This is a genomic window from Bartonella sp. CL266QHHD, assembly GCF_042195355.1.
In the GTDB taxonomy this organism is placed as follows: Bacteria; Pseudomonadota; Alphaproteobacteria; order Rhizobiales; family Rhizobiaceae; genus Bartonella.
Window position 1 is genome coordinate 205,366 of record NZ_JBHIOD010000058.1, and the last position, 6,985, is coordinate 212,350.

5 protein-coding genes and 5 pseudogenes are annotated in these 6,985 nt (G+C 39.1%); 2 read left to right on the forward strand and 8 right to left on the reverse strand.

Translation table 11 applies throughout. The annotated features are described in order from the left end of the window. Positions 1-731: 731 nt before the first annotated feature. The 3 genes from ACFIK7_RS08570 to ACFIK7_RS08580 all read right to left on the reverse strand — a co-directional run bounded on the left by ACFIK7_RS08570 (position 732) and on the right by ACFIK7_RS08580 (position 3,778). Positions 732-1,259 (reverse strand): DUF6101 family protein, encoded by a 528-nt coding sequence (locus ACFIK7_RS08570; protein WP_012754813.1) that lies wholly within the window; start codon positions 1,257-1,259, stop codon positions 732-734. A gap of 144 nt (positions 1,260-1,403) precedes the next feature. After that, positions 1,404-2,813, reverse strand: a complete 1,410-nt coding sequence (locus ACFIK7_RS08575; protein WP_273791339.1) for an FAD-binding oxidoreductase — start codon at positions 2,811-2,813, stop codon at positions 1,404-1,406. A gap of 2 nt (positions 2,814-2,815) precedes the next feature. Continuing rightward, positions 2,816-3,778 (reverse strand): L-threonylcarbamoyladenylate synthase, encoded by a 963-nt coding sequence (locus tag ACFIK7_RS08580; RefSeq protein ID WP_375654547.1) that lies wholly within the window; start codon positions 3,776-3,778, stop codon positions 2,816-2,818. A gap of 280 nt (positions 3,779-4,058) precedes the next feature. Here ACFIK7_RS08580 and ACFIK7_RS08585 point away from each other — a divergent pair, with 280 nt between their 5' ends. After that, a complete protein-coding gene (locus ACFIK7_RS08585; RefSeq protein WP_375643162.1) occupies positions 4,059-4,340 on the forward strand; it encodes a type II toxin-antitoxin system RelB/DinJ family antitoxin in 282 nt (93 codons plus the stop codon). Between the two features lie 7 nt (positions 4,341-4,347). Next, a pseudogene (locus tag ACFIK7_RS08590) lies at positions 4,348-4,629 on the forward strand (type II toxin-antitoxin system YafQ family toxin). Between the two features lie 60 nt (positions 4,630-4,689). On the opposite strand, the pseudogene ACFIK7_RS08595 reads toward ACFIK7_RS08590, so the two are convergent. The 5 genes and pseudogenes from ACFIK7_RS08595 to ACFIK7_RS08615 form a co-directional block, all read right to left on the reverse strand. Next, a pseudogene (locus tag ACFIK7_RS08595) lies at positions 4,690-4,907 on the reverse strand (hypothetical protein). A 146-nt stretch (positions 4,908-5,053) separates the two neighbouring features. Continuing rightward, positions 5,054-5,255, reverse strand: a pseudogene (locus ACFIK7_RS08600) (hypothetical protein). A 66-nt stretch (positions 5,256-5,321) separates the two neighbouring features. Further along, a pseudogene (locus ACFIK7_RS08605) lies at positions 5,322-5,608 on the reverse strand (glycoside hydrolase family protein); the annotation flags it as partial. Further along, positions 5,603-6,616 (reverse strand): annotated as a pseudogene (locus ACFIK7_RS08610) (hypothetical protein); the annotation flags it as partial. The pseudogenes ACFIK7_RS08605 and ACFIK7_RS08610, both read right to left, overlap by 6 nt. After that, complete coding sequence (locus ACFIK7_RS08615) at positions 6,616-6,879, reverse strand: tail fiber domain-containing protein (RefSeq protein WP_375637437.1); 264 nt, start codon at positions 6,877-6,879, stop codon at positions 6,616-6,618. The pseudogene ACFIK7_RS08610 and the gene ACFIK7_RS08615, both read right to left, overlap by 1 nt. Positions 6,880-6,985: the final 106 nt, after the last annotated feature.

The following is a 6,985-nucleotide window of genomic DNA, read 5'->3' on the forward strand; positions in this document are numbered from 1 at the left end:
ATCGCGTTTTTAATGAAATTCCGCTTTTACAAAAAATAAAATGCCCAAAAAAGATAGTTATATTATTCACATACAAATTCTTAAACAATACCTCTCATGCTCATCACTCCCATTTTACGACACTACCTGCAAATAGTATAAATCCATTCTGCCATCTTTCTGGAATCAAAATAAAAACCGATACCATCTTTGTATTTTCCAACTCTCAATATTACGATCACCCTTTCTATCTAAATGATTTTGATTATAAAAGAGAGATGAAATAAGAATATTCTGCAATATTCAAAGCTCTCATTCAACATGGAGAAATGATTTATAAAAAAATTCAAAAACACTTCCAGCAATCTGCTGGTGTTTTTATGATGTGGCAAAAACCCAAAATTATACCGCCAAAAAAAGCGTTTTACATAATCAATTCCTGCTGCCAATGTATGGTGTCAAAAAACTCTCATTTACAATCATTGACTTCCTCTTTGTTTTCAAGAACCAAAAGTCACACCAAATCTCGTCTGTAAAGGTCTGGATTCTCATTGAGCGGGTTCCTCTTGCTTCCCACTCCTATGCTGCACTTACACAAATACCTACAAGCAAACTTAAGAATATTTGCCATATCTTCTAAAACACTTCATGTGTGAAGTTTACACGCCTTATATTACCGCTCCAAACAACGATGTTTTACAGCACCACAAGATAAATGCTGACGGTAGTACAAAAATAAATGCATGTTAATATTACTGGAGTGCAATTCGATTCGCAATCACCAAACGCAAGCCTAACGGATTGCTATAACGAAGTAAAAAACGCTTTTGTTTAGAATGTGCTGTTGTACCAAAAAATCGATGTAAATCAGAACGATCTTTTACAACCAGAATGCGATTATCTTCATTGATCATAAGCATGGGAAGGCCATAAGTATCCGCCCATAACCGCCAATCCAGAAGAACATTATTCAAATCTCTGGAAACCAAAAGCGGTATACAAGCTTCCTCATCGGCATGAAGTAATTCTAATGCAACAGCTCTTTCTCCTGAACGCGTTTTTACGGTACGTGCTGCAATTCCTTGGAAATGATAAGGGGGTATTAAATGCGATAAACTTGAAGGCATATCCGTTTTAAAAGAAACACCACGCTCATTTAACGAACAAATAACCTGATTACCCGTTTTGGATGAAAAATATGTCGTCGTTTGTGGCAAATGGCACGGATCTAACCGAAATTCAAGCACCGCTTTTGCCTGATTAAAGCATTGATTAGCCATATACATTATCCCAATTTATCTTAAATAACATACACCCTTTAGCAGCTTTTTCTCATTGGATTATTAAAAGTTTGAATAAAAAACAACTGGTTTCTTTTTTGGTTATTAAAATCTAAACAAAAATACATGATCACCATTCTTGAATTATAACACTTTTCCAGGATTCATTATCCCTAAAGGATCGAGCGTTTTTTTAATCCCTTGCATAATATCCAATGCGACAGGCGATTTAAAAGAACGAAGTTCTTCGCGCTTAAGCTGACCAATTCCATGCTCAGCAGAAAATGCACCTCTATAGTCCACCACTAAACTATGAATGCGATGATTCATTGTTGACCATAACTGCAAGAACACTGTCGTATCAGCTCCTACAGGTTGTGTAATATTATAATGTAAATTTCCATCGCCCATGTGTCCAAAACAAATCACCCGTGCTCCTGGAGCAATATCTTCTACAATAAGCGCTGCCTCAGCAATAAAATCAGGAATAGAAGCAAGTGGGATTGCAATATCATGCTTAATGGACCCTCCTGCTAACTTTTGTGCTGATGATATACTTTCTCGTAATTGCCAAAAAAAATCTTGCTGTTTTAAAGATTGCGCAACAACTGCATCTTCTATCACCGCATTCTTTAAAGCTTCTTCTAAAATAGTACTCAATACCGATAATGCCTCATCATTGCCTTGCAACGATGAAATGTTCATTAATACATACCATTCATGTTTCCGCTGAAGAGGAGGCTTCTCACACATCTTATAATCTAAAGCCATTTGCAAACTGAGATTTCCCATGAGCTCAAAACCTGTCAACATCCCTCCTCCATATTCTTGAGCCAGAGATAAAAACTCTAAAGCCTTCGCCGGACTATATAATCCCACCAAAGCAACAGCTTTTCCTTTTATTTTTGGAAACATCTTCAAAACGGCTGCGGTTATAACTCCCAATGTGCCTTCTGCACCAATAAAAAGATCTTTTAAATCGTAACCGCTATTGTCTTTTTTAACAAAACGCAAATCATCTAAAATACGCCCATCCGGTAAAACAACTTCTAAACCAAGACAAAGATCACGCATATTGCCATAAGCTAAAACAGCTGTCCCTCCAGCATTCGACGAAAGATTGCCTCCTACTTGGCAAGAACCTTCAGATGCCAAAGAAAGAGGGAAAAAACGACCTGATTCATCCACTTTTTTCTGTAAATCCTGTAAAATAACACCAGCCTCTACAACAACAAAATTTCCCTCAAGATTTATAGCTCTAATCTTATTTAATCGCTCCATGGATAAAAGAACGCTCCCTCCTCTTTCATCTGGTTGTTGTCCCCCCACAAGCCCTGTATTTCCACCCTGTGGCACAATCGGTGTGCGCGTTTTGCTCGCTAACTGCATAATCGATGAGATCTCTGCGCAAGAAGATGGACGTAAAAGTAAAGGTGTTTTTCCATGAAAAAGCCCACGCTCTTCAAGCAAATACGGCGCAATCAACGCTTGATCTGTTATAGCATGCTTAGCACCAACAATTTCCCTAAACCCCTCAATTAATTCCTGCTCCATGTTCATTTCTCCTTTGGAGCTGCAGCCCGTATAAGACGATCATTGATAGCCTCCCCTAATCCGTATGATGGAATAGGTTCTACTGCGATACATCTCACTTTAAATGAATCTAATTCCTTCATATATTGAAATAAATGAGAGGCTGCCTCTTCCAACTTTCCATCTTCGCTAAGGTTTAAAATAGAAACGGCATTTTCAGCCCCCATAACACGCTTTGAACCAAATGCTAAAAGCGCTTCACCATTTTCCACCTTTTCTACATTCAAACGAACCGTGGCATTGGGGGCATAATGCGATTTTAACATCCCAGGAGCTTCAATCGCCGCCCTTTGATCTATCCGTTTTAAAGACTTCCCCACAACTTCTTCAATTTTATCAGCCGTAAGCCCCCCTGGACGCAAAAGATAAATATTTTCACCACAAATTTTAATAATCGTTGATTCTAGTCCTATTTTAGCAGGTCCTCCGTCCAATATTAAAGGAACAGATTCCCCCAAAGATGCAAAAACAGCCTCAGCTGAAGTAGGGCTAAGACGCCCCGATTGATTCGCACTAGGAGCAGCAAGTGGACGGCCAAAATGTTGTACCACTTCCGCAAAACGACTGTCTGGAAAACGAACAGCCAAGGTATTCAAACCAGAGGTCGTTAAAGGATGGATATTATGCTGTTCCTTTAAAGGCAAAACCAATGTCAAAGGCCCTGGCCAAAATTCCTCCATTAATTGGCGTGAAAGAAAGTCAATTTTAACATAACGTTGTGCCATTTCGATGCCGCTAACATGCGCAATAAGAGGATTAATTTGCGGACGACCCTTTGTAGAATAAATAGAAGAAATTGCCCTCCCATTGGTTGCATCGCCCGCTAATCCATAAACAGTTTCCGTTGGTAACGCTACTAACTTCCCTTGTTCAAGAAGCGCTATTGCCTCTCTTATCGAAGCACTATCGAGTGGTAGAATCGTCATGACACATCATTTCTATAACACTCTTTTAGTGATATTATGCTCTTTTTTATTCATATATCACATTGATTTTATATAGTTTTTTTAAAATGCGGGGTTCATAAATAAAGGTTAGGGAATAAGACTTTCCAATATTCTTCTACAAAACATATCTTATTCTGCCAACTTTCTCTAATAGTTTTTTGAATTTTGCTAAGTTCTCTTGTGAAAAGCTATTGTTGAAACTCTTAACATAAACTTAACGTGTAGTACATTGTACTACAATTGAATAGGAGGTTTAGCAATGGGAAAAATTCAAGCCCGCATACCTGATGAAGTTCAAGAAATTGCAAGTGCAGTTATTAAGTCTACGGGTTTAACTGTATCGGATGCAGTACGCATGTTTATGACCCGCATTGCTAGAGATCGAGCATTACCGCTTGATCTATTCCAACCAAATCCGGAAACATTACGAGCTATCGAGGATGCTGAAATGGGACGCATCGAACATACATCATTAGACGGCTTAAGAACCATGATACGGGAAGATAGAACCGAAATGCGTAAATCTGAAAAGCAAACCTAAGCTTGCTATGCGGGAAATTGTCTATACGCGTTCATTCCGGTGTGATCTTAAACGTGAAAGCAAAGGTAGATATGCTAATGCACTAGAGGAGAATTTGCTGCTTGTGGTCAAAGCGTTAGCGGAGAATGAACCGCTAACGGCGCATTAGAGAGATCATGCACTAACATGTCAATGGCGCAATTGTCGTGATTGTCATATCAAGCCAGATTTAGTTGTGATCTATCGAAAGCCAGATACCAAAACACTAGAGCTCTTACGACTTGGTTTGCATTCTGAACTACGCTTATGATTAGATCTCCAATTCATAGTAGAAAGAATTTTTCGTAGTTTTGCTTGTATGACAGTTTTTCTAATTCTTTAAGAACCATTGTTTTAAATGTGCGAAGATGTTGTCTATTGCATCCATGAGGCGTGCAAAATCAAGGATAAGCAAAAAAAGAAAAAATGCTATCCACTTCATCAAGCGAGACATCATTTTCACGCTTTGATAGGTGATGATCATTTCTTGAAGCATTTCTTTTCTACTTCTGTAAGCTCTGTGTGTTTTTTGGATTTTTTTCTAACCATGTTTCCACCCACACAAGCGTTGACCCTGCTTGTTATGCTTTAAGAGCTCTCTTCCTAAGTTTGAGCTAATGGTGTTCAGATCTTGCCGGCTTAAATAAACAGGTAACCAACCAACACAAGAAAAAGCATATTTATTTGTCGCGCAATCAATCAAAGAGAGCAGCACGCACATCAGCATCACTTTTTTGATTAACTTCACTTTCCACCTCCAGCCGTGTTGTGGCTGCTTTTAAAGCTTTTTCTGTTTGCTTTTGTTGTTCTGCTTTTTTTCCAAGAGTAAAGGCTCTTGCTAAAATCATAAAAAAAAGCGTCTAAAGCCGCACCTGTTAGCATCAGATTTCTTTTCATCCATAAGATTCATAGGCAGTGCTCCTGAAAACGTTTAGCAACAAAGAAAATGCCAGCATATGCGGCTCAAACCATAATGGCGGCTAAAGCCCATTGAACTAGACCATTGCCCGCTAAAAAACCGCCAAGACCTGAGAAAGAACCAATAATGGGTGCCAATGCTTCTGCTTTACCCCCCGTTTCTACTGTTTGATAATTAGCAGAAGCATAAGCCCCTTTCGTCCATAGCCCTGCCTCTGATACACGCCGGAGTACAAGACCTTGTAAACGTTTGCCTCTTGGCTTTGGTCCATTTTCTGCAATTCGGTTGGTACAGCTTCATAATCACCCCGATTAAGCCTTTTAAGCAATGTTCTATAGCCTTTTTGAGAGCTTAACGTACTGCCTATGATTTTCATGGCAAGGTCTGGATATTGTGTGAGTGCTTGCGCATCTTCATCGCTATACCCTTTAGAGCGTAAAAATTGCAAAGTTTGTTTATATTGTGCGCGTTCCTTGTTGCCCTGCCGCATAAGGATAGATGCATTTGAAAAACTTTCTTGTGGTGTCTTTCATAACGCAAGCCCTGCAAAAAAATCCATTAAATGCTCGGAAAATTCTGATTTTCTAAAACGCTCCCATAAGCTACTTAGATTTGCTCCTGTCTGAACAAAATTATCAAGTGACTTGATATAATCTGTTTTTTGTTCAAGATCACCACTTGCTTTTAAATGCTCCTCTTCTGGTAAGTGTGCATTCAAATGTTTTTCTTCTTCTATAGGTGCATCAAAAAGCTTTTCCTCATCATTTCCAGAATCATTTTTCAAAGAGTTTTCCGCTATAGATTTCTCATTAAGTTGAGCAATATAATCCATCACATTTTTTTGCTGTCGCCCAGCTTCATCCCCACTAGACTGATCAATGTTCCCAACAAGTGGAGATTGAGAGATCATTGATGCAACGCCTCCCTGCTCTGAGAAGTCATGCTTTTGTTGCTCTGGCGCCTCTTGTATCTTAACAGTATCCTTTGAAACATCCGGCAATGGAGGCATTTAGCGCTTTAAATCATCCGTAGACATAATCAATTCTGTGGGCGTTTTTTTCCCAGCTTCTCCTCCTCCTGTTTGAGAACCGCGAATAAGCTCTGTAGGACTCAATTTTTGTGGAGTATCAGCCCCATTGCTCGCATCAAAAGGGTTTGTGCTAAAAGCAACACGTTCTAAAAAACTTTGCGTGTATTGCCCTTACAACGGCGTGCTTAGAGGGGTAGAGAGTTGTTGAAATAAATATCTAGGTAACTGCGGTATAACCTGATACATAAAAGGACGCAAAAATTTTGGATCAAACAACTTTGATAGAGAATTCGTGTTTTCTTGTTCCATCACTGCACCCTTTCCATCTCAAAGCCAAGCTTGCCATAATCCACATGCAAAAAGCCTGTCGCCTTATGCAAGAAAACAGCTTCAGGTTTTGACTTCAAAACATCTTGCGCCATCACCCCGCGATAGCGCTCTGGATAGCCCTTGTAATTATACTCATAGAGTTTGTGTCCATCTCGCTGCCCTACTCGTACAATATTTTCTTTCGATCTGATGTCGCTAAGCCCAGCAAAAGTACCAAGGATAGTTCCAACATTTCCAACAATCTCTCATGGATTAGGTTTTGGCTACAACAATATATTGATTTATAATGATAATTTACTGTTTTGTATATTGAATTAGACCCCCGAATAACGTAGGATTCTCTCATTT

Excerpts from the sequence above, each read along its gene's own strand:
- ACFIK7_RS08585 (WP_375643162.1), top strand. The coding sequence starts at position 4,059 with ATGGGAAAAATTCAAGCCCGCATACCTGATGAAGTTCAAGAAATTGCA.
- ACFIK7_RS08580 (WP_375654547.1), bottom strand. The coding sequence starts at position 3,778 with ATGACGATTCTACCACTCGATAGTGCTTCGATAAGAGAGGCAATAGCG.
- ACFIK7_RS08570 (WP_012754813.1), bottom strand. The coding sequence starts at position 1,259 with ATGGCTAATCAATGCTTTAATCAGGCAAAAGCGGTGCTTGAATTTCGG.
- ACFIK7_RS08575 (WP_273791339.1), bottom strand. The coding sequence starts at position 2,813 with ATGGAGCAGGAATTAATTGAGGGGTTTAGGGAAATTGTTGGTGCTAAG.